This window comes from Streptomyces flaveus, assembly GCF_014647675.1.
In the GTDB taxonomy this organism is placed as follows: domain Bacteria; phylum Actinomycetota; class Actinomycetes; order Streptomycetales; family Streptomycetaceae; genus Streptomyces; species Streptomyces flaveus.
On sequence record NZ_BMPQ01000016.1, the window covers coordinates 16,370 to 40,288 of the forward strand.

Annotated in this window: 18 protein-coding genes and 1 pseudogene; 9 read left to right on the forward strand and 10 right to left on the reverse strand. The window is 70.5% G+C overall.

Annotated elements, in window-relative coordinates; translation table 11 throughout:
* The first annotated feature begins 283 nt into the window (after nucleotides 1-283).
* Together galE and idi are read left to right on the forward strand one after the other, a co-directional pair.
* Nucleotides 284-1,255, forward strand: coding sequence for a UDP-glucose 4-epimerase GalE (gene galE / locus IEZ21_RS27500; protein ID WP_189324573.1), 972 nt, complete (start codon nucleotides 284-286; stop codon nucleotides 1,253-1,255).
* Between the two features lie 294 nt (nucleotides 1,256-1,549).
* Nucleotides 1,550-2,143 (forward strand): isopentenyl-diphosphate Delta-isomerase, encoded by a 594-nt coding sequence (gene idi / locus IEZ21_RS27505; protein WP_033327184.1) that lies wholly within the window; start codon nucleotides 1,550-1,552, stop codon nucleotides 2,141-2,143.
* Nucleotides 2,144-2,149: 6 nt separating this feature from the next.
* On the opposite strand, the gene IEZ21_RS27510 is transcribed toward idi, so the two are convergent.
* Nucleotides 2,150-2,653 (reverse strand): ATP-binding protein, encoded by a 504-nt coding sequence (locus IEZ21_RS27510; protein WP_189324717.1) that lies wholly within the window; start codon nucleotides 2,651-2,653, stop codon nucleotides 2,150-2,152.
* Between the two features lie 212 nt (nucleotides 2,654-2,865).
* Between IEZ21_RS27510 and IEZ21_RS27515 the strand changes: the two genes are divergently transcribed.
* On the forward strand, nucleotides 2,866-3,609 hold the full coding sequence (locus IEZ21_RS27515) for an enoyl-CoA hydratase/isomerase family protein (RefSeq protein ID WP_189324574.1): 744 nt from the start codon (nucleotides 2,866-2,868) through the stop codon (nucleotides 3,607-3,609).
* A gap of 31 nt (nucleotides 3,610-3,640) precedes the next feature.
* On the opposite strand, the gene IEZ21_RS27520 is transcribed toward IEZ21_RS27515, so the two are convergent.
* Nucleotides 3,641-4,276, reverse strand: coding sequence for a DJ-1/PfpI family protein (locus IEZ21_RS27520; RefSeq protein WP_189324575.1), 636 nt, complete (start codon nucleotides 4,274-4,276; stop codon nucleotides 3,641-3,643).
* A gap of 20 nt (nucleotides 4,277-4,296) precedes the next feature.
* Nucleotides 4,297-5,262: a GlxA family transcriptional regulator gene (locus IEZ21_RS27525; protein ID WP_189324576.1), complete on the reverse strand. Its 966-nt coding sequence runs from the start codon at nucleotides 5,260-5,262 to the stop codon at nucleotides 4,297-4,299.
* A gap of 150 nt (nucleotides 5,263-5,412) precedes the next feature.
* On the opposite strand from IEZ21_RS27525, the gene IEZ21_RS27530 reads away from it, so the two are divergent.
* The 4 genes from IEZ21_RS27530 to IEZ21_RS27540 all read left to right on the forward strand — a co-directional run bounded on the left by IEZ21_RS27530 (nucleotide 5,413) and on the right by IEZ21_RS27540 (nucleotide 10,516).
* Nucleotides 5,413-6,279: an SCO6745 family protein gene (locus IEZ21_RS27530; protein ID WP_189324577.1), complete on the forward strand. Its 867-nt coding sequence runs from the start codon at nucleotides 5,413-5,415 to the stop codon at nucleotides 6,277-6,279.
* Between the two features lie 101 nt (nucleotides 6,280-6,380).
* Nucleotides 6,381-6,524, forward strand: a complete 144-nt coding sequence (locus tag IEZ21_RS48490) for an LPFR motif small protein (RefSeq protein ID WP_281399532.1) — start codon at nucleotides 6,381-6,383, stop codon at nucleotides 6,522-6,524.
* 139 nt (nucleotides 6,525-6,663) lie between these two features.
* On the forward strand, nucleotides 6,664-9,039 hold the full coding sequence (locus IEZ21_RS27535) for a Tex family protein (RefSeq protein ID WP_189324578.1): 2,376 nt from the start codon (nucleotides 6,664-6,666) through the stop codon (nucleotides 9,037-9,039).
* Nucleotides 9,040-9,322: 283 nt separating this feature from the next.
* Nucleotides 9,323-10,516 (forward strand): serine hydrolase domain-containing protein, encoded by a 1,194-nt coding sequence (locus tag IEZ21_RS27540; RefSeq protein ID WP_189324579.1) that lies wholly within the window; start codon nucleotides 9,323-9,325, stop codon nucleotides 10,514-10,516.
* A gap of 4 nt (nucleotides 10,517-10,520) precedes the next feature.
* Here IEZ21_RS27540 and IEZ21_RS27545 read toward each other — a convergent pair whose 3' ends face one another.
* Both IEZ21_RS27545 and IEZ21_RS27550 read right to left on the reverse strand, forming a co-directional pair.
* Entirely contained in the window at nucleotides 10,521-12,161 is a 1,641-nt protein-coding gene (locus tag IEZ21_RS27545) for an ABC-F family ATP-binding cassette domain-containing protein (protein WP_189324580.1), read from the reverse strand.
* 108 nt (nucleotides 12,162-12,269) lie between these two features.
* Entirely contained in the window at nucleotides 12,270-13,289 is a 1,020-nt protein-coding gene (locus IEZ21_RS27550; RefSeq protein WP_189324581.1) for an oxidoreductase, read from the reverse strand.
* Between the two features lie 90 nt (nucleotides 13,290-13,379).
* Here IEZ21_RS27550 and IEZ21_RS27555 point away from each other — a divergent pair, with 90 nt between their 5' ends.
* Nucleotides 13,380-14,303, forward strand: coding sequence for an FAD-dependent oxidoreductase (locus tag IEZ21_RS27555; protein WP_373302313.1), 924 nt, complete (start codon nucleotides 13,380-13,382; stop codon nucleotides 14,301-14,303).
* 120 nt (nucleotides 14,304-14,423) lie between these two features.
* On the opposite strand, the gene IEZ21_RS27560 is transcribed toward IEZ21_RS27555, so the two are convergent.
* Together IEZ21_RS27560 and IEZ21_RS27565 are read right to left on the reverse strand one after the other, a co-directional pair.
* Complete coding sequence (locus IEZ21_RS27560) at nucleotides 14,424-16,133, reverse strand: BCCT family transporter (RefSeq protein ID WP_189324583.1); 1,710 nt, start codon at nucleotides 16,131-16,133, stop codon at nucleotides 14,424-14,426.
* Between the two features lie 91 nt (nucleotides 16,134-16,224).
* Nucleotides 16,225-18,186, reverse strand: coding sequence for a Xaa-Pro dipeptidyl-peptidase (locus IEZ21_RS27565; protein ID WP_189324584.1), 1,962 nt, complete (start codon nucleotides 18,184-18,186; stop codon nucleotides 16,225-16,227).
* A gap of 81 nt (nucleotides 18,187-18,267) precedes the next feature.
* Between IEZ21_RS27565 and IEZ21_RS27570 the strand changes: the two are divergent.
* A pseudogene (locus IEZ21_RS27570) lies at nucleotides 18,268-19,084 on the forward strand (MerR family transcriptional regulator).
* A 50-nt stretch (nucleotides 19,085-19,134) separates the two neighbouring features.
* Here the strand turns inward: IEZ21_RS27570 and IEZ21_RS27575 are convergent.
* The 3 genes from IEZ21_RS27575 to IEZ21_RS27585 form a co-directional block, all read right to left on the reverse strand.
* Nucleotides 19,135-21,321, reverse strand: coding sequence for a 3-hydroxyacyl-CoA dehydrogenase NAD-binding domain-containing protein (locus IEZ21_RS27575; RefSeq protein WP_189324586.1), 2,187 nt, complete (start codon nucleotides 21,319-21,321; stop codon nucleotides 19,135-19,137).
* Between the two features lie 57 nt (nucleotides 21,322-21,378).
* A complete protein-coding gene (locus IEZ21_RS27580; protein WP_189324587.1) occupies nucleotides 21,379-22,593 on the reverse strand; it encodes an acetyl-CoA C-acetyltransferase in 1,215 nt (404 codons plus the stop codon).
* Nucleotides 22,594-22,668: 75 nt separating this feature from the next.
* Nucleotides 22,669-23,808, reverse strand: coding sequence for a CaiB/BaiF CoA transferase family protein (locus IEZ21_RS27585; protein ID WP_189324588.1), 1,140 nt, complete (start codon nucleotides 23,806-23,808; stop codon nucleotides 22,669-22,671).
* Nucleotides 23,809-23,919: the final 111 nt, after the last annotated feature.

A 23,919-nucleotide genomic window follows, 5' to 3' on the forward strand; every position in this document is an offset into this window, starting at 1 on the left:
ACTCCCTGGGTTCCGACGCATCCGCGGCGCCGGGCATGTACGCGATGGGGGGCGCCCCGGGCGGGGCCCAGGGCGGCGTGTCGGCAGAGGCTATCGGATGATGGGAAGCTGCCGTTCACCGCCTGTTCACGGCCCGATCAGCATGATCTGTGAGCCGCGTCCGCTGCGATCATCATCAAGGATCGGGGCCCCGCGCCCAAATCGCGGTCCCAGAACGGTGCTTTTCAGGGCAAGAATCCCGGCCCGCACCGGAGCCGATCCGTCCGGCATAGGGTGAAGGACCATGACATGGCTGATTACCGGTGGAGCGGGCTATATCGGTGCGCATGTGGCGCGGATCATGGCCGATGCGGGAGAGCGGGTCATCGCGCTCGACGATCTCTCGGCCGGCGTTCCCCACCGGCTGCCGACGGACATCCCTCTCATTCAGGGCTCATCGCTCGACGGAGAGCTACTGAAGCGGACGTTCGCTGAACACACGGTGACGGGAGTGGTGCATCTCGCCGCTCGCAAGCAGGTCGGCGAGTCCGTGGCCCAGCCCACGCACTACTACCAGGAGAACGTCGGCGGCCTCGCAACCCTCCTCGAGGCGGTCGCCGAGGCGGGCATCGAGCGCTTCCTCTTCTCCTCGTCCGCGGCCGTCTACGGCAACCCGGATGTGGACCTCATCACGGAGGACACCCCCTGTGCCCCGATGAGCCCGTACGGCGAGACAAAGCTCACCGGTGAGTGGCTGGTGCGCGCGGCGGGCCGGGCACACGGCATCGCGACCGTGTGCCTGCGCTACTTCAACGTGGCGGGCGCGGCGGCACCCGAACTGGCCGACACCGGCGTCTTCAACGTCGTACCGATGGTCTTCGACCGGCTCACTCGCGACGAGGCCCCGCGGATCTTCGGCGACGACTATCCGACTCCGGACGGCACCTGCGTACGCGACTACATCCACGTCGCCGATCTCGCCGAGGCGCACCTCGCGGCGGCCCGGCGGCTGACCGCGGCCGGCGCGACGGGCGATCTGACGGTGAACATCGGCCGCGGTGAGGGCGTTTCGGTACGCGAGCTCGTGACGCTCATCGGCGAGGTCACCGGCGACACCCGCCCCGCGATCGTCGAGCCGCGCCGCCCTGGCGACGCCCCGCGCGCGGTGGCCTCGGCCGCGCTGGCCGCCAAGGAACTGGGCTGGACGGCGCGGCGCGGGGTGCGCGAGATGGTGGAGTCGGCGTGGCGGGGCTGGCGGCTCCACCACGGCGGTTGATCGCGCATTCCGGCTCCTCGCGCCGCAGGGCGCCGGAGCAGCCGTCGTACGTGCCGTACCGCGCGCCCCTAAGGAGGCCGCAGGCCTCTTAGGGGCGCGGGGCTGTATCGATTTGCGGCTCCGCCGCGTGGGCGCGACCAGCCACAACGGACCCGCAGCTTCGTACCGCATTCCCAGCGGAGCGCTCCGGTTCGGCCGCGCGGCGGAACCGGACAAGCAGGACACCGCGTGATGTCAGGAGTGCCGGTTCAGTACGGCAGACTTGGGGCTCGTAGACCGATGCGAAGGATGGGTATGCCGATCACACGTGGCACCGCGACGCACACCTCGTCGAACGGCTCCGCCGAAGCGATCCTGCTGGAACTGGTCGACGAGGACGGCACGACGATCGGTACCGCGGAGAAACTCGCCGCGCATCAGCCGCCCGGACAACTGCACCGGGCGTTCTCGGTGTTCCTGTTCGACGAGCGGGGCCGACTGCTGTTGCAGCAGCGCGCGCTCGGCAAGTACCACTCCCCCGGCGTCTGGTCCAACACCTGCTGCGGCCACCCCTACCCCGGTGAGGCGCCCTTCGCGGCGGCTGCGCGACGCACGTACGAGGAGCTCGGGGTCTCGCCGTCGCTGCTCGCCGAGGCGGGCACCGTCCGCTACAACCACCCGGACCCGCACTCCGGTCTGGTGGAGCAGGAGTTCAACCACCTCTTCGTCGGCATGACCCAGTCGCCGCTGCGGCCGGATCCGGAGGAGGTCGGCACGACAGCCTTCGTGACGGCCGCCGAGCTGACGGAACGGCACGCCAGGGACCCGTTCTCCGCATGGTTCATGACGGTCCTGGACGCGGCCCGCCCGGCGGTCAGGGAGATGACGGGCCCGACCGCGGGCTGGTGACTGGGACTAGGGCGCGGGCTTGAGGGGCAGGGCTGCCCAGATGACCTTGCCGCCGGTCGCGGTGTGTTCGACGTCGTATACGCCGCCCGCCTCCTTGGTGATCTCGGTCACCAGGAGCAGGCCGCGGCCGCCGGTCTGGGCGTGGTCGGCCTCCAGAGCGGTCGGGCGGTAGGGGTGGTTGTCCTCGACGGAGACCCGCACCCACTCGGCTCCGACGGCGACCTCCACGGCGAGCATCGGCGAGAGCAGCGCCGCGTGCCGCACCACGTTGGTCACCAGCTCGGAGACGATCAGCAGCAGCCCCTGGACGAGGTCGTCCGAGGCGGGCACGCCCTGGCGGGCCAGCAGATCGCGGACGGCGTGCCGCGCCTGTGGCACCGAGGCGTCGACGGAGGGAGCGGTGAACCGCCAGACTCCCTCGTACGGCAGCGGCTCGGGCGGTCTTCTGTCGGCGTTCGTGTCCCCGCCGCCTTCAGGGCGTGGGCCGGGCCCCCGCCCATCGTCGTCCATCGTCCGGTCGCCACCCTTGCGCTCGATTGTCACCACGTGTCAAGTGTTGGTAACGCAGCGGTGCATACCCAAGAGCTGTACAGAAGTCGGCGAATATCGGCGTTTTCTGACCGACCTCGTATGACATCGAGAGCCCGCGCGACAACTCCCTGCCCCCCTTGTACCGAATTCGGAACTCTTCGGGTTGTACGCGTACGGATAGCATCCGGCGTATGGAGCCGCAGTTGTTGCACAGCGTCACCGACGGGGTCGCCACCGTCGTGATTCACCATCCGGCGAAGCGCAATGCCATGACGGCCGGCATGTGGGCGGCGTTGCCGCCGCTGCTCGACGCGCTGGCCGCCGACCCCGTCGTACGGGCGCTGGTGCTCACCGGTGAGGGCGGGACCTTCTGCGCCGGGGCCGACATCTCGACACTGCGGGGCTCCGCCGACGAGGCGCAGGGTCTTGCGGTACGCGCCGAGGACGCGCTCGCGGCTTTTCCCAAGCCGACGCTCGCCGCGGTGCGCGGCCACTGCGTGGGCGGCGGATGCCAGCTCGCGGCGGCGTGCGATCTGCGGTTCGTGGACGAGGGCGCGCTGTTCGGGATCACTCCGGCGAAGCTGGGGATCGTGTATGCGGCTTCGTCCACGCGGCGGTTGGTGTCGCTGGTGGGGCCCCCCACCGCCAAGTACCTGTTGTTCTCGGGCGAGTTGATCGACGCGGAGCGCGCGCTGCGGACCGGCCTGGTGGACGAGGTACTGCCGGAGGGCGAACTCGGCAAGCGGATCGCGGAGTTCACGCGCGTACTGGCCACGCGCTCGCAGCTGACACAGGCCGCGGCGAAGGAGTTCGCGGACGGCCGCATGGACCGGGACGCGTACTGGGCCGAGCAGGCGCGCGGGAGCGGCGACACCTCGGAGGGTGTCGCCGCTTTTCTGGAGCGCCGGCAGCCACGCTTCACGTGGAGCGTGTGACCTCTCGCCCCCAGGGTGGGACCAGTCGGGGTCACGTCAGGATGAAGCGGCTCCTCGCGCGCAGGGCGTCGACGAGGTGTGCGGGCGCCTTCTGCGGGGATCCTGCGTCGTAGGGCGGCTGCGGGTCGTACTCCGTCGCCAGCTGGACGACCTGGGCGCGCTCGTCGCCCGCGATGCGGCCCAGCAGGGCGAGGCCCATGTCGATGCCGGAGGAGACGCCGGCCGCGGTGACGTACTTGCCGTCGAAGACCACCCGTTCTCCCGTGGGCTCGGCGCCGAGCCGCTTCAGCTCGTCGAGGGCCAGCCAGTGCGAGGTCGCGCGGCGGCCCTCCAGAAGTCCGGCGGCGGCGAGCAGCAGGGAGCCCGTACACACGGAGGTCGTCCAGGTGCTGGAGCTGTCGACGGCCCGCAGCCAGCCCAGGAGGGTCTCGTTGTCCATCTGGTCGCTCTGGCCGGGACCTCCCGGGACCAGCACGATGTCGGGATCCGGCACCTCCGCGAGGGTCCTGTCAGCGGTCATCGCCAGGGTTCCGGTGTCGTTACGGACGGGGCCGGTCTCCTCGGCGACGAAGACCGTTTCCGCGTCGGGGAGGCGGCTCAGGATCTCGTACGGGCCCACCGTGTCCAGGGCGGTGAAGCGGTCGTAGAGGACGATCGCGATCTGCATGGGGTTCCCTTCAGCGAGCTTCAGTGAGTGGGCGCGGGCACGGGGCGGAAGCGGCGGCGGTACTCCGCCGGGGCCGCACCGAGGGTCCGTAGGAAGGCGCGGCGCATCGACTCCGGGGTGCCGTAGCCGCAGGCGCGGGAGATCTCCTCGATGCCGTCGGGGGTGTCCTCCAACAGACGCCGGGCGTGTTCGAGACGGACGCGGTCGACGTACCGGCCCGGGGTCATGCCCGTCTCCGTCTGGAAGGCGCGGGCGAAGTGGCGCGGGGAGAGGTTGGCGCGGGCGGCGAGCGACTCGACGGTCAGGTGCCCGCCGGGATGTTCGCTGATCCACTGCTGAACATCGCGGAGCGGTTGGCGCTGTGCGGTCTGCGCGGCGAGCTGGGCGCTGAACTGCGCCTGGTTTCCCGGGCGTCGGAGGAACACGACCAGATGGCGGGCGATGGCGAGGGCGGTCTTGCGGCCGAGGTCCTCCTCGACGAGCGCGAGGGCGAGGTCGATGCCGGAGGTGACGCCCGCCGAGGTCGCCACGTTCCCGTCGCGTACGAAGATGGGGTCCGGGTCGACGTCGATCGCCGGGTGGTCGCGGGCGAGCATGTCGCAGGACGCCCAGTGGGTCGTCGCCCGGCGGCCGTCCAGGAGGCCCGCGGCGGCGAGCAGGAGCGCGCCGGTGCAGACGGACACCAGGCGCTCCGCGCGCGGGCCGTGCTCACGCAGCCAGTCGACGAGGTCCGGGTCCGGGTTCCGGGTGCCGTTGCCGCCCGGGACGAGCAGGGTGTGCGGGGCGGGAGCGTCGGCGAGGGCGTGGTCCGGGACCAGGGTGAGGCCGCTGGTGGCGCGCGCGGGGGCGCCGTCCAGGGTGGCCGTGCGGATGCGGTACGTACCGGGGTGGCCGGTCTCGGCGCCCGCGAAGACCTCCACGGGGCCCGTGACATCGAGACTCTGGATGCCCTCGAAGAGGACGACGAGAACGGTTCGGGGTGCCATGTGCTCGATTCTTGGCGCGCACTGCGACGGCCGCAATGACGAGCACCCCACCTTTCCTGCCACGCCGACGACCCGGCCGCGGGAGTCTGCCGAGGAGGATCGACGGCCGGGCATTCCGCTCGTACTGAGCAGTCGGTTAGCCTGCGGCTCATGACCAGTGCTCTGCAGGAGCGCGCCGGACGGCGCTGCCACAACGTCCTCAATCCGCTTCACTCCGCGCACTACTTCTCGCCGGATCTGGGGCGGGAGCTGGCCGATCTCGGGGTCACCGACCGCGATGCCGCGTACTTCGCGGCGCGGGCCGCGGCCATGGGGGCGGTGAGTGCGGGTGTGGTGACCGCGACGTTCTACAACTTCCGCCATGAGCTGGTGGCGAAGCACGTACCCGAGGTGTGGCGGACCGCGTCGCCGCAGGCGGTGCTCGCGGCACGCGCGCGTGCCGCCGACGCGACGTTGCGGCGGCTGCTCGGTGACGAGGTGATCGGGTCCCGGGAGATGGCCGAGGCGGCGGAGCTGGCGCTGCGGGCGACCGAAGCCTGCGTACGGACCGCGCGCCCGCTGTACGCGGCGCACGCGGACCTGCCCGTACCCGACGAACCGCACCTCGCCCTGTGGCACGCGGCCACGCTGCTGCGCGAGCACCGCGGAGACGGGCACCTCACGGTGCTGCTCGGCGCGGAACTCGACCCCGTGGAGGCGCTGGTGAGCCACACCGCGACCGGCAAGGGCATGTCGCCCAGGTGGGTCCTCGCCACGCGTGGCTGGCGGCGGGCGGACTGGGATGCCGCGGCCGGTCGGCTCCGGAAGCGTGGACTGCTCGACGCCGAGGGCGAGTTGACGACGTCCGGCGTCGAACTGCGCCGAGCCATCGAGTCGGACACGGACCGTCTGGACCAGGCCCCGTACGAGCACTTGGGCGCGGCACACGTGGAGCGTCTGCGGGAGCTGGCGACGGGGTTCCTCATGACGTCGCTCGCGGCGGGGGCGTTTCCCGAGGACATGATCGGCAAGGGCTGAGTGATCCAACCGCCGGAGGCCCACGCATCAGAAGTGTTCTCCGAGGTACCCGGACGTCCCAGGCCGCGACCGAACGGGCCGGGAGACGAAAGGAGAAGCACGTGCTCCGTGCGATCGCTGACGTGTTGCGACAGATTGGCGGGGCGCTCGCCACAGTGGTGACGCTGCCGTTCCGGGCCCTTGCCCGGCTGTTCGGCGGCGCCTCGCACTCGACACGACGCACCGGGCGGGCCCGCAGGATCTGACCGCGGACCGCCTTCGGAGCCGGACCCGCCGAGGGCGTGTCCGGCTCTCTTGATGCTCTGGCGCCGCCCTGATCCCCCGTTGTCGGTGCCACCTGCCACAATTGCCGCGCAACCTCAGTGAAGAAGGCGGTACGGGATCGTGACGACACCCCTCGTAGGGTCCATCGAAGGCAGGATCGCCGAGGAGCTCGGCGTACGGGAGCGGCAGGTCAGGGCTGCCGTGGAGCTGCTCGACGGCGGTTCGACGGTGCCCTTCATCGCCCGCTACCGCAAGGAAGCGACCGAGATGCTCGACGACGCGCAGCTGCGCGCGCTCGAGGAGCGGCTGCGCTATCTGCGGGAGCTGGAGGAGCGGCGGACTGCGATCCTCGAGTCGGTGCGCGAGCAGGGCAAGCTCACCGACGAACTGGAGGCGCGGATCCGCGGCGCCGAGACGAAGGCGCGCCTGGAGGACATCTATCTGCCGTTCAAGCCGAAGCGGCGGACGAAGGCGCAGATCGCGCGCGAGGCGGGTCTTGAGCCGCTGGCCGAGGGCCTGCTCGGCGATCCGACCGTCGATCCCCTGGCCGCGGCAGCGGCGTTCGTGGACGCCGACAAGGGCGTGGCCGATCCGCAGGCGGCCCTCGACGGTGCCCGCGCGATCCTCACCGAGCGGTTCTCGGAGGACGCCGACCTGATCGGCGAGCTGCGCGAGCGCATGTGGGTGCGCGGGCGGCTCGCGGCCAAGGTGCGGGAGGGCAAGGAGGAGGCGGGCGCCAAGTTCGCCGACTACTTCGACTTCGCCGAGCCCTTCACGGAGCTGCCCTCGCACCGCATCCTCGCCATGCTGCGCGGGGAGAAGGAGGAGGTCCTCGACCTCGTCCTGGAGCCCGAGGAGCCGACGGACGGTCCTTCCTCGTACGAGGGGATGGTCGCGCACCGCTTCGGAATCACCGACCGGGGCCGCCCCGCCGACAAGTGGCTGCAGGACACGGTCCGTTGGGCCTGGCGCACCCGCATCCTCGTGCACCTCGGCATCGACATGCGGATGCGGCTGCGGACGGCCGCCGAGGACGAGGCGGTCAACGTCTTCGCGGCGAACCTGCGCGACCTGCTGCTCGCCGCCCCGGCGGGCACGCGCACGACGCTGGGGCTCGACCCCGGTTTCCGTACGGGCGTGAAGGTGGCCGTCGTCGACGCGACCGGCAAGGTCGTCGCCACGGACGTCATCTATCCGCACGTTCCGCAGAACAAGTGGGACGAGGCCGTCGCCAAGCTCGCGCGGCTCGCCAAGGAGCACGCGGTCGAGCTGGTCTCGATCGGCAACGGCACGGCGTCCCGGGAGACGGACAAGCTCGCCGGTGAACTCATCGCCAAGCACCCGGAGTTGAAGCTCACGAAGGTAATGGTGTCCGAGGCCGGCGCCTCCGTCTATTCGGCCTCGGCCTTCGCCTCGCAGGAGCTGCCCGGCATGGACGTGTCGCTGCGCGGCGCCGTCTCCATCGCGCGGCGCCTGCAGGACCCGCTCGCCGAGCTGGTGAAGATCGACCCGAAGTCGATCGGCGTCGGGCAGTACCAGCACGACCTGTCCGAGGTGAAGCTGTCACGGTCGCTGGACGCGGTGGTCGAGGACTGTGTGAACGGTGTCGGGGTGGACGTGAACACCGCCTCCACGCCGCTGCTCTCCCGGGTCTCCGGCATCACCTCCGGACTCGCGGAGAACATCGTGGCGCACCGCGACGCGAACGGCCCGTTCAAGTCGCGGTCAGAGCTGAAGAGCGTGGCGCGGCTGGGTCCGAAGGCGTACGAGCAGTGCGCGGGCTTCCTGCGGATCCGGGGCGGTGACGACCCGCTGGACGCGTCGAGCGTGCACCCGGAGGCGTATCCCGTGGTGCGGCGGATGGTGAAGACGGCGGGCAGTGAGGTGGCCTCGCTGGTCGGCAACACGAGTGTGCTGCGCTCGCTGAAGCCGACCGACTTCGTGGACGAGACGTTCGGTCTGCCGACGGTGACGGACATTCTGAAGGAGCTGGAGAAGCCGGGGCGTGACCCTCGCCCGGCCTTCAAGACGGCGACCTTCAAGGAGGGCGTGGAGAAGATCTCCGACCTGACGTCCGGGATGATCCTTGAGGGCGTTGTGACGAACGTGGCAGCGTTCGGAGCGTTCGTGGACGTCGGTGTCCACCAGGACGGCCTGGTGCACGTCTCCGCGATGTCCAAGACGTTCGTCAAGGATCCGCGTGACGTCGTGAAGTCCGGCGACATCGTCAAGGTGAAGGTCCTCGAGGTCGACATTCCGCGCAAGCGGATCTCGCTGACGCTGCGGCTGGAGGACGAGGCTGCGCCTAAGGAAGCGCGCGGTGGGGGGCGTCCGCAGCGTGGCGGGCGGGCGCCGCAGCAGCAGCGTGGGCAGCAGCAGGGGCGCGGTGGGGGCGGGTCTCGGCAGGCGTCCCCGCCCCCCGGCAACAGCGCCATGGCGGATGCGCTGCGGCGGGCGGGGTTGGTTGACCCTAAGGGGGGTCGGGGGCGGGGGTGAGCCCCGTGGGGGTGGGTGAGGGGTTTTCTTTCCCCAGGCCCGCCCCTTCCCGAAACTGGGGGCTGCGCCCCCAGGCCCCCAGGGGGTGGTGGGTGACAGTCGTGTCGCGGCTGCGGGTGCGTCGTGGCTGGTCGCGCAGTTCCCCGCGCCCCTGCGGGGCGCCCCCTGGCGAGGCGCCCCGCAGGCCGTTGGGCCGAGTGCAGTAGCAGGAGCGGCTGGTCGGGTCCCGGCGAGTGACGCTGGACGCCCAGTCCGGGTGCCCGCTGCCATTCAGGGAGAGCCGATGCCATCTTCCGCCCCGCCCCGTCGCCGTTCCCCGCTTGAGCCCCGCCTGGGCGCGGCCTTCCTCATCGCTGCCTGTCTGGCCTTGCTGGCCCCTGCCGCCGGTGCCTCCACGCCGCCAGGACCGGACCCCCGAGGCTCACTCCAGGACCAGCTGGAGGAGCTGGTCCGCACGCCGGGCGGGCCGCCCGGTGTCATCGCCGTCCTGCGCGACGGCAGGGGCAGCCGGGTCGTCCGGGCCGGCGTCGCGGACCTGGCGACCGGCCGCAGGCCCGACCCTGACGACCACATGCGCATCGCCAGTGCGGCCAAGGCGCTCAGCGGCGCGGTGGCGCTGTCCCTCGTCGACCGCCACGAACTAAGTCTGGACGACACCCTGCGGGAGCGGCTGCCCCGCCTGCCCGAGGCATGGGGCGCCGTGACGCTGCGCCAGCTGCTGAACCACACCAGCGGCCTGCCCGACTACTCGCAGGCCCCGGCGTTCGTGCAGACCGTTCAGGCCGACCCCCGGCACCGCTTCGACTCCCGACGGCTGCTCGACTACGTCGCCGACCAGCCGCTGCGCTTCCGACCCGGCTCCCAGTACCAGTACTCCAACTCCGACAACATCGCCGTCGCCCTGATGGCGGAAGCGGCGACCGGTACACCGTACGAGCGTCTGCTGCGCGAGCTGGTGTATCGGCCGCTGGGCCTGCGCGACACGAGCCTGCCGCAGGGCCACCGGATGCCGAGACCCTATCTGCACGGCTACGACGTGAGCCCGCCCGAACCGCCGGAGGACGTCAGCGAGGTCCTCGGCATGTCCGGTGTGTGGGCTTCGGGCGGCATCGTCTCCACGCCCGCCGACGCGACCCGCTTCATCCGCGGCTATGCAGGAGGCCGGCTGTACGGCCACCACGTCGTACGCGAGCAGAGGCGCTGGATCCCCGGGGCAGCGTCCGAGCCCGCCGGGCCGGGGCATAACGACGCGGGACTCGCGATCTTCCGGTACACGACCCGGTGCGGGGTGGTGCTGGGGCATACCGGCAACACTCTCGGTTACACGCAGCTGATCGCGGCCACGCCGGACGGGCGCCGGTCGCTGACCTTCTCCGCCACCACTCAGATCAACCAAACCCTGAAGCCCGATCTGCTGCGGAAACTGCGCACCGTCCAGGAGAACTTCGTCTGTGCGCTGCTGCGCCCCAGGGGCTGACGCCTCAGCGTTCCGTCACCTTGCCGCCTGCGACCTCCAGGCGGCGGGTGACGTGGACCGCGTCCAGCATGCGCCGGTCGTGGGTGACCAGGAGCAGCGTGCCCTCGTACGAGTCGAGCGCTGATTCCAGTTGTTCGATGGCCGGCAGGTCGAGGTGGTTGGTGGGTTCGTCCAGGACCAGGAGGTTGACGCCTCGGCCCTGGAGGAGGGCCAGGGCGGCGCGGGTGCGTTCGCCGGGTGACAGGGTGGCTGCCGGTCGCAGGACGTGGTGCGAGGTGAGGCCGAACTTGGCCAGGAGGGTGCGGACCTCGGCCGGTTCGGTGTCCGGGACCGCCGTGCAGAACGCGTCCAGGACGGACTCGGAGCCGTAGAACAGTTGGCGGGCCTGGTCGACCTCACCGACCAGGACGCCGGAGCCCAGGGAGGCATGGCCCGCGTCCACGGGTACGCGTCCCAGCAGGGCGGCCAGCAGCGTGGACTTGCCCGCGCCGTTGGCGCCGGTGACGGCCACCCGGTCCGCCCAGTCGATCTGCAACGACACCGGGCCGAACACGAAGTCGCCTCGTCGTACCTCCGCGTCGCGCAGGGTGGCGACCACAGCGCCCGATCGGGGGGCCGCCGCGATCTCCATGCGCAGCTCCCACTCCTTGCGCGGCTCCTCGACAACATCGAGCCGTTCGATCATGCGCTGGGTCTGCCGGGCCTTCGCGGCCTGCTTCTCACTGGCCTCGCTACGGAACTTGCGGCCGATCTTGTCGTTGTCGTTGCTCGCCTTGCGCCGGGCGTTCTTGACGCCCTTGTCCATCCAGGAGCGCTGCATCTGGGCCCGCCCTTCGAGCGCGGACCGCTTGTCGGCGTACTCCTCGTAGTCCTCGCGGGCGTGCCGGCGCGCGACGTCCCGTTCCTCCAGATACGCCTCGTATCCGCCGCCGTACAGCCTGATCTGCTGCTGTGCAAGGTCGAGTTCGAGGACCTTGGTGACGGTGCGGGTGAGGAACTCGCGGTCGTGGCTGACGACGACCGTGCCTGCGCGGAGACCGGAGACGAAGCGTTCCAGGCGTTCGAGGCCGTCCAGGTCGAGGTCGTTGGTGGGCTCGTCGAGGAGGAAGACGTCGTAGCGGGAGAGGAGGAGGGAGGCGAGTCCGGCGCGGGCCGCCTGGCCGCCTGAGAGCGCGGTCATGGGCTGGTTCAGGTCGACGCCGAGGCCGAGCGAGTCCGCGACCTGGTCGGCTCGTTCGTCCAGGTCGGCGCCGCCGAGGTCGAGCCAGCGCTCCAGGCTCGTCGCGTACGCGTCGTCCGCGCCCGGTGCCCCGTCGACGAGCGCCTGCGTCGCCTCGTCCATCACACGCTGGGCCTCTGCCACACCGGTGCGGCGGGCCAGAAACTCCCGTACGGTCTCGCCCGGCCGGCGTTCCGGTTCCTGCGGCAGATGCCCGACGGTGGCGGTCGGCGGGGAGAGCCGCAGCTCGCCCTGCTCGGGTTTCAGCAGCCCGGCGAGCATGCGCAGCAGCGTGGACTTGCCCGCGCCGTTGGCACCGACAAGACCGATCACATCGCCGGGCGCGACAACGAGATCGAGCCCGGAGAAGAGCGAGCGGTCACCGTGACCGGCGGCGAGGTTCTTTGCGACGAGGGTGGCAGTCATCAGGCGCTGATCCTAATCGCCCGCCCAGGAGACGGGCGCCAGGATTTTCCGCGCCCATGGCCGCCTCCGAGACAGCGCGTCCCACGGACCACCGCACCACCCCGCCCCTCAGCCCCCCATCGCCTCCACCAGCACACCCCCCGAAGTCCGCGCCACGATGAAGGACTCCCCCTTCGTCGCCTTCGCGTCCAGCGCGAGCCGGTGCTCCCCCGCTTCCAGCACCCCGTCGAAGACCTCGTACGCGTGCGTGCGGTACAGCCGGTCCAGGCGGTACGCGGTCAGCTGGACCCGGCACGGGGACGTGACCTCGACGCCCGCCGCGCCGTCCGCGGCGACGAGGCGGGTGAGGCGGCGCTGCTCCCGGGGGCTGCGGTCCAGGGCGTGCTCGATCTGGGCTACGAGGAGCGGGACGATCGGGGCGAGCCCGTCGACATACGAGACGTCGACACCGGCGCGCTCGAAGGACTGGCGTACGGCGGCACGTTCCTGCTCGCTGACATCGCGGCCGAAGGCGACGGCGCCGTACGTGCGCAGCTCTTCGTCGGAGACTTCGGCGGCGTCCCGGGTGATCTCGGCGCCGATACCGATGATGCGCAGGGCGGCGGCGAGCTTCGCGAGGACGGCGACGCGGGCGCCGATCAGCAGCACCCGACGGCGCTCGCCACCGGCGTCGCTGAGCAGGGAACCCAGCGCGGCGCGGTACTCGGCGCCGTGGAAACGGAACGGGCCGATGCCGTGGTAACCGTTGAGCTCCAGATCCGCCCGCTCGTCGGTCTGCCAGGCGAAGTCGCGCCACACATAGTCGTCGCCGAGCTTCTCGATCACGGCGGTGACGGCACCGCAGGCGAGGTCCTCGCACTCGGGGCAGCCGTAGATGACGTAGCGGCCGCCCGCCAAGGGGGCGTCGGCTTCCAGGAGGAGACTGCGTACCTGCGCGCTGAAGATCGCGGGTGGTATGTCGGAGGCGAGAGGGGAGACGGCATCGAGGTCGGAGAGCTGGAACAGCAGCGGCCGCCCGTCGACGATGAAGTCCACGAAATCCCGGTGCACTTGGTAGTCACCGTTGGCAAGGACTCCACCGGCGCGCATGGCCGGTGCCAGGCCGAAGGTCGCGTACTCGGCAGACATGCTGTGAGTATCCCCAGACTGCGGGTGTTCTGAGCACGGCATGACAGATTCCGTTAGCGTCCGGCTGTGAACAGTGAGCTGAACGATGACGTGATCGTGGTCGGCTGCGGTGTCGTGGGACTCACGACGGCCGTCGTCCTCGCGGAGAGCGGCAGGCGGGTCCGGATCTGGGCGCGGGAGCCCGCCGAGCGGACCACCTCGGCCGTTGCGGGCGCGCTGTGGTGGCCGTACCGGATCGAGCCGGAGGTGCTCGTCGGTGAGTGGGCGCTGCAATCACTGTCCGTGTACGAGGAGTTGGCGGCGCGGCCCGAGGAGACGGGCGTACGCATGGTCGAGGGCGTACACGGTGAGACGGTGCTGGACGGGCTCGGGTCGTGGGCCGCACGGGTGCCGGGACTGCGGGCGGCGACGGCGGGCGAGTACGCGGGGGTGGGGTTGTGGGCGCGGCTGCCGCTGATCGACATGCCCGTGCATCTGGCCTGGCTGCGCGAGCGGTTCGTGCGGGCCGGCGGGACGGTCGAGGAGCGGTACGTCACGGATCTCGCGGAGGTCCCGGCTCCGGTCGTCGTCAACTGCACGGGACTTGGCGCACGGGAACTCGTACCGGATCCGGGGATGCGGCCCGTGCGGGGGCAGTTGGTCGTCGTGGAGAACCCCGGAGTGACCACCTGGCTGACCTCGGGGGAATCCGACACCAAGGCGACGTACTTCTTTCCGCAGCCGGGCGGACTGATCCTGGGCGGGACCACGGAAGAGGACGACTGGTCCCTGACACCCGATCCGGCCGTGGCCGAAGCGATCGTACGGCGGTGCGCCGCCCTGCGGCCGGAGATCGCCGGGGCCCGGATCATCGACCACCGGGTGGGCCTGCGGCCGGCCCGCGACGCGGTACGGCTGGAGCGTGAACTCCTGCCCGACGGCCGGGTGTTGGTGCACAACTACGGGCACGGCGGGGCGGGTATCACCGTGGCGTGGGGCTGCGCACGGGAGGCGGCGGGCCTCGCCTCCCGCTGACGCGGTCCGGTGCGGTACCGCGCCCCTGAAGGAGGCCGCAGGCCTTCCTTCAGGGGCGCGGGGAACTGCGCGAGCAACCACAACGAACACGCAGCTTCAAACCGCGCCCCAAGCGGAGCGCTAACGGTGCTCGTGCCCGAGCGGGTCCCCTTCCGTATCGGTGCCGGGACCGGGACCGACACGGATCCCGAAGTCGCCGTCGTACTGCTTGTGGCCCTCGATCACCGCGAGCTCGACGGCCTCGGAACCCATCGCGCTGCGCACGATGACCGGGTCCTGGCGCAGATCGCGCATCAGGGCGAAACACATCCCGATCATGACAAGGACGAAGGGCGCGGCGGCGAGGATCGTGAGGTTCTGCAGGCCGGCGAGCGCATCGCCCTTGCCGCTGCCGATGAGCAGCATGATCGCGGCGACGGCCCCGGTCACGACACCCCAGAACACCACGACGAGACGGCCGGGTTCGAGGGCCCCCTTCTGGGAGAGCGTGCCCATCACGATGGACGCGGCGTCGGCTCCGGAGACGAAGAAGATGCCGACCAGGATCATCACGAGCAGGCTGGTGACCGTCGCGATGGGGTACTCCTGCAGGACGCCGAAGAGCTGGCCCTCGGGCGTTGCCTCTTCGCCGAGCCGGTCGGCCTCCTGCAGCTTCATCGCCGAACCGCCGAAGACCGCGAACCAGACGAGAGAGACGGTGCTCGGTACGAGGATGACGCCGCCGACGAACTGCCGGATGGTCCGGCCACGGCTGATGCGGGCGATGAACATGCCGACGAACGGCGTCCAGGAGATCCACCACGCCCAGTAGAAGACCGTCCAGCCGCTCAGCCAGTCCGCGACTCCTTCGCCGCCGCTGGCTTCGGTGCGCCCTGCGAGCTGCGGCAGGTCACCCAGGAAGGAGAAGACCGAGGTGGGCAGCAGATCGAGGACGATGACGGTCGGGCCTGCGATGAACACGAACACGGCGAGCACCAGCGCCAGCACCATATTGGTGTTGGACAGCCATTGGATGCCGCGCTCGACGCCCGAGACGGCCGAGGCGACGAAGGCCAGCGTCAGTACGGCGATGATGGTGACGAGCAGTGCGGTGCTCGCCTTGTCCAACCAGTCCAGCTCTGTGAGTCCGGAGCCGATCTGGAGCGCGCCGAGGCCCAGCGAGGTCGCGGAGCCGAAGACGGTGGCGATGATCGCGAGGATGTCGATCGCCCGGCCCGGGTGGCCGTTCGCGTGCTTCTCACCGATGAGCGGGGTGAACACCGCGCTGATCGTCTGGCGCCGGCGTTTACGGAAGGTGCTGTAGGCGATGGCGAGGCCGACCACCGCGTAGATCGCCCACGGGTGCAGGGTCCAGTGGAAGAGGGTGGTGGCCATCGCCGTCTCCATGCGCTCCGCGGAGTCGGCGGGGCTGGTGCCCGGCGGGGGTGTGGTGTAGTGCGACAGCGGCTCGCTCACACCGTAGAACATCAGGCCGATGCCCATACCGGCGCTGAACATCATCGCGACCCAGGACACGGTGCGGAACTCGGGCTCCTCGCCCTCGGTGCCCAGGTGGATCCTGCCGTAGCGGCTGGCCGCCAGCCAGAGCGCGAAAACGACGAAACCGGAGGCGGCGAGCACGAAGGCCCAACCGCCGTTGTGCATCAGGCCGTCGAGCATCTTGGTCGAGGCGCTCTCCAGGGAGTCGGTGGCGACCGCGCCCCAGATCACGAAGGCCACGGTGAGCGCTGCGGTGACGCCGAACACCACACGGTCGGTTTCGTGGCCGGGGCCGCCCGGGACGTCCGAAGGACTTCCCGAGCCTCCCCTCTTCTTCAGGTCTTCAGTCATCGGCGGCACCTTCCCCTGGAGGCCGAACGGAAACACTTGTTCCTGGTTGCGCCCCTAGGAACTACCACAGGTGCCGCCGATCTCAACCCTTTCAGCGGTTGTCCCCCGGCACCCGCTGCGGGGTCCCGGGCTCGTCGACCCCGTCGAGAGTGGCATCCGGGCTGACGTGCGCGGATCCCGAGGTGGCGCCCGAGAAGGCCTTGGCGCCTCCGACGAACGGGACGCGGGCCCACGTACGGGACAGGTCGAGCTTCAGCGTCGGGGTGGTGGACGGCGGGTCGATGAGGCCCTGGTCGGTGCCCGCGACGATCAGCGCGAGACGGTGCCCGGCCGGGACGACGTGGTCGCTCGCGTGCAGGTCGAGGCTGATGGTGTACGGCTTGCCCGGCGTGAGCGGGACACCCTTCAGGTCCGAGGCATGGTTGCCGAGATCGGCCCAGCCTCGGCTGAACACCGTGTAGTCGACGTCCGCGGTCTTCGCCTGCGTCTCCTTGTAGCAGGAGCTGTCACCCGTGGTGCTCGGGCCCCAGCAGCTGCGGTCGGTGAGCGTGGTGATGCCCTCGCCCGCGGCCGCGTAGTCACGGATGGTGTCCGGGCCGAGGTCGACAAGTACCGCCGACAGATGGGCCGTTGTGGTGCTCGGCGTGGCGGTGACGGTCACCTTGGAGGAGCCGGACAGCCGAAGGTCGCGGGTGAGCGGCTTCGTGGTGAATCCGGCCTTGCCGGCCGTGGACTGGTCGATCTGCGCGGCCCAGTCGGTCTCGTCCTGGCTCGGGTCGTCGGTGAAGGTCTCGGTGCCCGATCCGGTACGCAGTCCAAGGGTACCGACGCCCGCCTGTTCGCCCTTGCCGGGTCGCAGGCTCACGGTGTCCGTGCCGCGCGGCGGCCAGACCCTCGACGTCTCCCACTTGTCGGGGGCGCGCTCGATGTCGGCCATCGGCTCGTCGTCGATGCCGTTGTCGTAGCCGAGGAGTTCGTGGTCGAACCAGCGGTGCAGGGTGTCCACCCACTCGGCGCGGCGGAAGTCGAAGGGGTCGACGTGGCCGGTCTGCGACAGCCAGATCTTGCGCTCGACACCGTTCTTCGCGAGGGCGTCCCACCACTGGCCGAAGTGCTTGGCGCGGACGTTGAGGTCCTGCATGCCGTGGATGACGAACACGCTCGCGTCGACCTTGTGGGCGTCCTTCACGTGGTCGCGCTCGGTCCACAGTTTCGTCCAGTCGCCGGTGCGCGGAGCTCCTTCGACGAGCTTCTGCTGCACGGCGGCGCACTTGGTGCGGGCGTCGGGGCTCTCCACGTAGTTGGACAGCCAGTCGGGTCCGGAGTCGTACAGCGGGGCGCCCTTGGCGAAGTAGTAGTCGTACCAGGAGGAGATGGCCCCGATCGGGACGATCGTCTCCAGGCCCTCGACTCCCGTCGCGGCGACGCCGTTTGCGACGGTGCCGTCATAACTCTTGCCGATCATGCCGGTCTTGCCGTTGGTCCAGTCCGCCTTGGCCTTCGTGCTCCCCGTCCGGGAGGTGTAGCCCTTGGCCCGGCCGTTCAGCCAGTCGACGACGGCCTTCGCGGACTGGACGTCGGAGCGCCCGCCTACGTCCACGCAGCCGTCGGAGCGGTTGGTGCCGGCGAAGTCGACGCCGACGAACGCGTAGCCGCGCGGCACGAAGTAGTTGTCGTAGAACAGCGGCATCTGGACGACGTTGCCGTTCGCGTCGTACGTCTTCTTCTGGCTCTCGTTGCCGCGTCCGCAGCAGGAGTAGTACGGGCTGGCGTCCATGATCACGGGTATCTTGCGGCCCTGCCGGGCGAGTTCGCGGGGCCGGACGACATCGACGGCGACACGGTCCCTCTTCCCGTCCTTGTCGCCGTCGAGTCCGGTGTCCACCCACACGGACTCGCGTATCGCGTTGTCGTACGAGTACACGGGTTTACTCTCCCGCGGGGCGCTCTGTGCGGCGGCCGGGGTGAGGAGTGTGGCCATCAGGGCGGCGGTGGCCGCCGTCGCGAGCGTTCTCCAGGTCCTGAAGCGCATGACGCGCGCACGTGTCGGCATGGGCGGAAGGTACCCCGGTCAACTCCTGGGCAAAAGAGGGCCGTTCGGGATCCGAAGGGGCGAACGCGTCCTGCGGGAAGGATGGTCAGGAGACCGTCTCTGAACGGTCCGTGCTTTCCCACCGCTGGTGAGACAGCAATACTGTTGCACCGCACCCGGGCGTTACCGCAGTACGCGAAGGAGCAGCGCCATGGCGACGGATATCGAGGAGCCGAAGCTCACCGTCGACGAGCTGGCCGCGCGTGCGGGTGTCACGGTGCGTACGGTGCGCTTCTACAGCACCAAGGGTCTGCTGCCGCCGCCCGTGATCGGTCCGCGTCGCGTCGGGCACTACGGGCAGGCTCATCTGTCCCGGCTGGCGCTGATCGAGGAGTTGCAGCGTCAGGGGATGACGCTGGCCGCGATCGAGCGGTATCTGGAGCAGTTGCCGGCCGACCTGAGTGCCCATGACCTGGCGATCCACCGTGCCGTGGTGGCCTCGTGGGCGCCCGAGTCGACCGAGGAGATGAGCCGCGCCGAGCTGGAGCGCCGGGCGGGGCGCCCGCTGGGCGAGGAGGACCTGGACCGGCTCGCCGCGATGAACGTCGTCGTACGGACTTCGGACGCGCAGGCTTATCAGGTGGATCCGGGGCTGCTGCGGCTGGGCCTACAACTGCTCGACGTGCCGATCGCGCACGAGACGATCCTCGCCGCGCGTGCGGTCCTGCTGGAGCACACGCGCGCGGCGGCCCGGGAACTGTCCCGGCTGCTGCGCGACGAGATGTCCGGGCATGAGTCGATGGCGGCGGTGAAGTCCCTGTCGGCGCATATGCAGCCGCTGGTGGTGCAGGCGCTGCTGACCACGTTCCAGCGCTCCCTCAACGAGGAGTTGCGGGAGTGGCTCAAGAGCCCACGGTGAGCGGGGCCGTTCCGGTCTCCCGAACGGCCCCCGCCCGCACCGTACTTACCTCACGCGTCGCTGAACCGCTCCCCCTTCTCCGCCTTCTGGACGAGCAGCGCCGGTGGCGTGAACCGCTCCCCGTAGCGCTCGGCGAGCTCACGCGCGCGGGCCACGAATCCGGGCAGGCCGGCACCTGCCCCGGCGTAGCCGTCGTAGCCGTTGATGTACTGCAGGACGCCACCGGTCCAGCCGGGGAAGCCGATCCCGAGGATGGACCCGATGTTGGCGTCGGCGACGGACGTCAGTACGCCCTCCTCCAGGAGCCTGACCGTGTCCAGGGCCTCGGAGAAGAGCATGCGCTCCTGCATGTCCCTGAAGGGGATCTCGGCGCCTTCGCGCGTGAAGTGCTCGCGCAGTCCGGGCCAGAGCCCCGCGCGCTTCCCGTCGACGTACTCGTAGAAGCCCGCGCCGCCGCTGCGGCCCGTACGGCCGAACTCGTCGACCATGCGGTCGATCACCGCCTCGGCGGGATGCGTCACCCAGGTGCCGCCGGATTCCTCCACGGCCCGCTTCGTCTCGGCGCGGATCTTGCGCGGCAGGGTGAGCGTCAGCTCGTCCATGAGGGAGAGGACCTTGGCCGGATAGCCGGCCTGGGCCGCGGCCTGCTCGACGGAGGCGGGCTCGATGCCCTCGCCGACCATCGCCACGCCCTCGTCGAGGAAGTGCCCGATGACCCGGGAGGTGAAGAAGCCGCGCGAGTCGTTGACGACGATCGGGGTCTTCTTGATCTGCCGCACGAGGTCGAAGGCGCGCGCCAGGGCTTCCTCGCCGGTCCGCTCGCCCTTGATGATCTCGACGAGCGGCATCTTGTCGACGGGCGAGAAGAAGTGCAGCCCGACGAAGTCGGCCTGCCGCTCGACGCCTTCGGCGAGTGCGGTGATCGGCAGCGTCGAGGTGTTGGAGCACAGCAGTGCGTCCGGCTCGACGATGTGCTGGATCTCCTGGAACACCTTGTGCTTGAGCGCCGGGTCCTCGAAGACGGCCTCGATCACGGCGTCACAGCCCGCGAGGTCCTGCGGGTCGGCGGTGGGCGTGATGCGGGAGAGCAGTTCGTCGGCCTTCTCCTGCGTCGTACGTCCCCGGGAGACGGCCTTGGCGCAGAGCTTCTCGGAGTAGCCCTTGCCCTTGGCCGCCGCCTCGGCCGACACGTCCTTGAGGACGACGTCGATGCCCGCGCGTGCGCACGAGTAGGCGATGCCCGCGCCCATCATCCCCGCGCCCAGGACGGCGACCTTGCGGACCTGACGCGGCTCGACGCCCTTGGGGCGGTTGGCGCCGGAGTTGACGGCCTGGAGGTCGAAGAAGAAGGCCTGGATCATGTTCTTGGAGGTCTGGCCCGCGGCCAGCTCCACGAAGTAGCGCGACTCGATGACCTGCGCGGTCTCGAAGTCCACCTGGGAGCCCTCGACCGCCGCCGCGAGGATGTTGCGCGGGGCCGGGTAGGGCGCGCCACCCGTCTGCTTGCGCAGGCTCGCCGGGAAGGCGGGCAGGTTCGCCGCGAACCTGGGGCTGGACGGCGTGCCGCCCGGGATGCGGTAGCCGGGCTTGTCCCAGGGCTGCGAGGACTCGGGGTTGGCCTCGATGAAGGCGCGGGCCTTGGCGAGCAACTCCTCCTGTGTAGCGGCCACTTCGTGGACGAGACCGTTCTCCAGCGCGCGCCGCGGACTGTACTGGGTGCCCTGGAGAAGCACCTTCAGCAGGGCGTCGGCGATACCCAGGAGGCGTACGGTCCTGACGACACCGCCGCCTCCGGGCAGCAGGCCGAGCGTGACCTCCGGGCAGCCGATCTTGGAACCGGGGGCGTCGAGGGCGACACGGTGGTGACAGGCCAGGGCGATCTCGTAACCGCCGCCCAGGGCCGCGCCGTTCATCGCGGCGACGACGGGCTTGCCCAGCGTCTCGATACGGCGGAGGTCGCGCTTGATGGCGAGGGCCCGCTCGAAGGCGTACTGGGCGTTCTCGGGGGTGACCGCGATCAGTTCGCGCAGGTCGCCGCCCGCGAAGAAGGTCTTCTTGGCGGAGGTGAAGATGATGCCGCGGATGGAGTCCTTCTCGGCCTCCAGGCGGTCGGCGGTCGCGGTGAGCGACTCCCGGAACCCCTGGTTCATGGTGTTCGTGGACTGGTTCGGATCGTCGAGGACGAGGGTGACGAGGCCGGTCCTGTCCTGTTCCCAGCGGATGGTGCTCTCGGTCATGGCTTGTTTCTCCGTAAGGGGACGCCGCAAGGGCCGTAAGGGGGACGGACAGGACGTTCAGAGACGCTCGACGATCGTGGCGATGCCCATGCCGCCGCCGACGCACAGCGTGGCGAGGCCGAACCGCTTGTCCTGGCGCTCCAGTTCGTCGACGAGGGTGCCGAGGATCATCGCTCCGGTGGCGCCCAGGGGGTGACCGAGTGCGATCGCTCCGCCGTTGACGTTCACCTTGTCCAGCGACAGGTCCATGTCCCGCACGAAGCGGAGCACGACGGCGGCGAAGGCTTCGTTGATCTCGACCAGGTCGATGTCGTCGATGGTCAGCCCGGCCTTGGCGAGCGCCTTGCGGGTGGCGGGCGCGGGCCCCGTGAGCATGATCGTGGGCTCGGAGCCGGAGACGGCGGCGGCGACGATACGGGCGCGCGGCCTCAGCCCGTACCGCTCCCCCACCTCGCGCGAACCGATCGCCACCAGCGACGCGCCGTCCACGATGCCGGAGGAGTTGCCCGCGTGGTGCACGTGGTCGATCTTCTCCACCCAGTGGTACTTCTGCAGCGCCACGGCGTCGAAGCCGCCCAGGTCACCGATGTCCGCGAACGACGGCTTGAGGCCGGCCAGCGAGTCGGCGGTGGTGCCGGGGCGCAGGTGCTCGTCGTGGTCCAGGACGACGAGTCCGCTGCGGTCCTTCACCGGCACGACGGACCGCTCGAAACGGCCGTCCTTCCAGGCCGCGGCGGCACGCTCCTGGGACAGGGCCGCGTACTCGTCGACGTCCCGGCGCGTAAAGCCCTCGATGGTGGCGATGAGGTCGGCGCCGATGCCCTGGGGGACGAAGTTGGTGGCGATGTTGGTCATCGGGTCGGCGAACCAGGCGCCGCCGTCGGAGGCCATCGGCACCCGCGACATCGACTCGACACCGCCCGCGAGCACCAGGTCCTCCCAGCCCGAACGGACCTTCATCGCGGCGAGGTTGACGGCTTCGAGGCCGGAGGCACAGAAGCGGTTCTCCTGGACGCCCGCCACCGTGTCGGGCAGTCCGGACGCGATGGCGGCGATCCGCGCGATGTCCGAACCCTGGTCGCCGACCGGGCCGACGACACCGAGCACGATGTCGTCGATCGCCGCCGGGTCGAGGTCCGGGAAGCGGCCCCGGATCTCGTGGATGAGCCCGACGACGAGGTCGATGGGCTTCGTGCCGTGCAGGGCGCCGTTCGCCTTGCCGCGCCCGCGCGGGGTGCGGATCGCGTCGTACACGTACGCTTCGGTGCTCACTGGTCAGCCTTTCGAGGAGGGTTGCTCAGGCGCGGAGGGTTGCTCAGGCGCGAGGATCCGCCGCTTCATCCGGGTTCATTCGGGGCCGCCCTTCAGGAGGCCGGGTACGTCCCAGTCGCGGGCCACGTCCTCGGTGTCGGCGCCCGGCTGCGCGGGCCCGCCGCGGACCGAGGTGTGGGTGGCGGAGAAGCGGGGGGCGGGGGCGGGCTGGGTGATGCCGCCGTGGTCGGTGAAGGTGCCGCGGGCGGCGAGGTGCGGGTGGTGCGGCGCCTCGCTCAGGGAGAGGACCGGCGCCACGCACGCGTCGGAGCCCTCGAAGAGTGCGGTCCATTCCTCGCGCGTACGGGTCTTGAAGCGGGCCGCGACCGCCTCGCGCAGCTCGCCCCAGCGCGCCGGGTCCTTGTGGGCCGAGGCGTGTTCCGGGATGCCGAGGACGTCCACGAACTCCGCGTAGAACTGCTTCTCGAGCGCGCCCACCGCCATGTGCTGGCCGTCGGCCGTCTCGTACGTGCCGTAGTACGGGCAGCCTCCGTCGAGGAGGTTGGCGCCGCGCCGGTCCTGCCAGCGGCCGGCGGCCAGCATGCCGTGGATCATCGCGGCCAGGTGCGTGGCACCGTCGACGATGGCCGCGTCCACGATCTGTCCGGTGCCGGTCGCGCGGGCGTGGTGGAGGGCGGCGAGGACGCCGACGACGAGATAGAGCGAGCCGCCCGCGTAGTCGCCGAGCAGGTTCGCGGGGACGGCGGGCGGTGCGTCCGGGTCGCCGATCATGCCGAGGGTGCCGGTCAGCGCGATGTACGCGATGTCGTGGCCCGCGCGCTGGGCGAGCGGGCCCTGCTGGCCCCAGCCGGTCATCCGTCCGTAGACGAGCTTCGAGTTGCGGGCGTGGCAGGTCTCGGGGCCGACGCCGAGGCGCTCGGCGACGCCCGGGCGGTAGCCCTCGATGAGAATGTCGGCGCGTTCGACCAGGTCGAGGACGCGGGCCGGGCCGTCGTCCGCCTTCAGGTCGACGAGCACGGAGCGCTTGTTGCGGTTGGTGATGTCGTAGTCCGGGTTGATGACGAGGCCCGCGCCGCCGGGCCGGTCCACACGGACGACATCGGCGCCCAGGTCGGCGAGGAGCATGGCGGCGAACGGTCCGGGTCCGATACCGGCCAGCTCGACCACGCGCACCCCGGCGAGCGGGCCGTGCCCTGCCGTCCCTGTCGCTGTCATCAAGCCCCCAACACTGTGACACTACTGATGTAACACCCGTGATGCTAAGAACGCGTTCCACGCCGCACAAGACTTTGGCAAGCAAGCGCTTAGCCACTCCGCTCAACCATT